Raw genomic sequence first — 2,221 nt, 5'->3', positions numbered from 1 at the left:
GGTCGCCACCATCGTGACCGGCCAGGCCCTACGTGCCCCAACGCCTCTGCCCCGGGGATGCGGTAGTTGCTCACGCCGCTACTGACAAGGCCTCATTGCGCTCAACAGTTCGACCAGCGCCTGCTCGGCGCGAGGGTCCAGGTGCCCCCTGGCCGAATCGTAGAAGTCTCGGATGCTGCGCCCGCGAAGGCGCGGCTGGCGCAATAGGCAACGGCCATCGGACAGGGTGAGGCGGCCCAGCGGGGCAGGAACAGCGAACGGCAGGCGGCATTCGTCCAGCTGCTCGAGCAGTTCCTCCACGGGCTCCGTGAGCGCCGCACCGGCCACGGCCTTCTCTCGGGGTAGGCGGGCGACGGTCTGCTCGTCGAGGGCGTAGACGTCGGCCTCCATGCCCGCGGCCAGCCAGCTTGCGTCGGGATATCCCAGGGCACGCAGCTCTGCTGGGACCGGGTCGGTCTCATCGATCATGGGCTCAGTCAGTCAAAAGGAGGGCGAACCAGTCCACTGCCTCGTCGATCCACGGTGATCTCCTGCCAGTGGCCGTGGTAGTAGTGACTCGACGTCACGGTCATCCCGCGTCGTGCGCGCTCGACGACCGTCAGAGACGTCCGGACATGACGAAGAGCGAGTGGCTGTCCCAGTGCACCGGACAACCGCGGTGGGCAAATCCGCATGGCAAGATGCTGCCGTGGCGGTGAGTGTGTGGGTGGAGAACTACCTGAGAGAGCGCATCCAGTACTGGGGCGGTTGGGAGATCAACGACCTTCTCATAGCTGCCCGCACTCAGCCCGACATCTTCGTGTTGCTCTGCGGAGTTGACCGCTACGACGTCACCGTCTTCAACCGACTCCAGTGCCACCGCTTGGACTGGGAGCTGCAGGAGATGAGCCAGCGCAGGGAGAACAAGGCTCTTCGCACCACCGCCACCCGCATCCGGCAGTTGTGCGACCTCGTCCGGCTGGATTCACCTTCCGGCCCCGTTGGACACCACGTGCGCTTCATCGGCGACTGACCACCAGCATCCGCCGTTGTTGCGGCCGGTGAGGACCAAGACCTACCTGTCAGTTGATTCCGGCGCTGCCGATGCAGCCGCTTTTCGACTTGTCGCGCCTGCTCATTGTCAAGGCCCGGGTTTCATAGAGACCACCAACCAACGCCTCCGAGAGGAAGATGGTCTCCATGGCTGCCCCCAGGAAGTACCCCGACGAGCTACGTGATCGGGCCATCCGCCTCGCGGTCGAGGCCCGCCGTGACCCTGCCACCCGCACCGGCGCACTGAAGCGGATCGGAGGCCAGCTCGGCATCAACCCCGAGACACTGCGCAACTGGGTCGTCCAAGCCGAGATCGATGCCGGCGACCGGCCCGGGACGAGCACCGATGACGCTGCTCGCCTGGCTGAGCTGGAAAAGGAAGTCCGTGAGCTGCGCCGAGCAAACGCGATCTTGAGGTCGGCGTCGGCTTTCTTCGCGGCGGAGCTCGACCGCCCCACACGCTGACCCACCGGTACATCGACGAACACAAGGACGTGTTCGGGGTCGAGCCGATCTGTCAGAAACTGCAGATCGCCCCGAGCACCTACTACGCCGCCCGCTCCCGGCCTCCCTCTGCGCGAGCGGTGTCCGACCAGGCGGCACTGGTCGAAATCGATCAAGTGCACGAGGAGAACTTCCGCGTCTACGGCTCCCGCAAGCTGCACGCAGCGATCAACCGCAGACGCGCTGAGAGAGCTTCTGCCGGGGAGTCTGCGTCCCGTATCGCCCGCTGCACCGTCGAACGGCTGATGAAGGTCGCCGGCCTGCACGGTCTGCGCCGCAACGGCAAGCCCCCACGGACCACCATTCCCAGTCTAAAGGACACCCGACCGGACCTGGTGGAGCGGAACTTCACCGCCGACCGGCCAGACCGCCTCTGGGTCGCCGACATCACCTACATCCGAACCTGCTCGGGATGGGTGTACGCAGCATTCGTCCAGGACGTCTGCACCCGCCGCATCGTCGGCTGGCAGGTTGCCGACCATCTGCGCACTGAACTGGCGCTGGATGCGCTGCAGATGGCGTTTTGGGTTCGGCGCCGTGAGGGCGCGGAGCTGACCGGATTGAGACATCACTCGGACAAGGGCGTTCAAGGCGGATTCAACCGGTCGTCGCAACACCTCGAGCAGGAGGTGCGTGATGAAGTCAGCTCAGCAGAGGATGCAGGGCAAGGGGCGCGTCGAGGCGA

The 2,221-nt window shown here is 65.6% G+C and carries 4 protein-coding genes and 1 other annotated feature; of the genes, 3 read left to right on the top strand and 1 reads right to left on the bottom strand.

The window, feature by feature from the left end; translation table 11 throughout:
- Positions 1–78: 78 nt before the first annotated feature.
- Entirely contained in the window at positions 79–468 is a 390-nt protein-coding gene (locus AB0637_RS24930) for a hypothetical protein (RefSeq protein ID WP_366175479.1), read from the bottom strand.
- Positions 469–706: 238 nt separating this feature from the next.
- Between AB0637_RS24930 and AB0637_RS24925 the strand changes: the two genes are divergently transcribed.
- The 3 genes from AB0637_RS24925 to AB0637_RS24915 form a co-directional block, all read left to right on the top strand.
- Entirely contained in the window at positions 707–1,012 is a 306-nt protein-coding gene (locus AB0637_RS24925; RefSeq protein WP_366175478.1) for a hypothetical protein, read from the top strand.
- A gap of 167 nt (positions 1,013–1,179) precedes the next feature.
- Complete coding sequence (locus AB0637_RS24920; RefSeq protein WP_366175477.1) at positions 1,180–1,497, top strand: transposase; 318 nt, start codon at positions 1,180–1,182, stop codon at positions 1,495–1,497.
- Positions 1,458–1,571: a sequence feature (AL1L pseudoknot), on the top strand. It overlaps the preceding gene by 40 nt.
- Positions 1,527–2,221: IS3 family transposase (locus tag AB0637_RS24915; RefSeq protein ID WP_366175476.1), on the top strand; the 695-nt coding region annotated here is incomplete at its 3' end. Its footprint overlaps the feature before it by 45 nt.

Origin of the sequence: Kineococcus sp. NPDC059986 (assembly GCF_040702905.1) — a bacterium.
Lineage (GTDB): Bacteria > Actinomycetota > Actinomycetes > Actinomycetales > Kineococcaceae > Kineococcus.
Note: the sequence above shows the minus strand (reverse complement) of the source record. Positions and strands in the feature narration are given on the sequence as shown.

Bases quoted from the DNA above. Each gene is read 5' to 3' on its own strand.
- AB0637_RS24930 (WP_366175479.1), bottom strand. From the start codon at position 468: ATGATCGATGAGACCGACCCGGTCCCAGCAGAGCTGCGTGCCCTGGGA.
- AB0637_RS24920 (WP_366175477.1), top strand. From the start codon at position 1,180: ATGGCTGCCCCCAGGAAGTACCCCGACGAGCTACGTGATCGGGCCATC.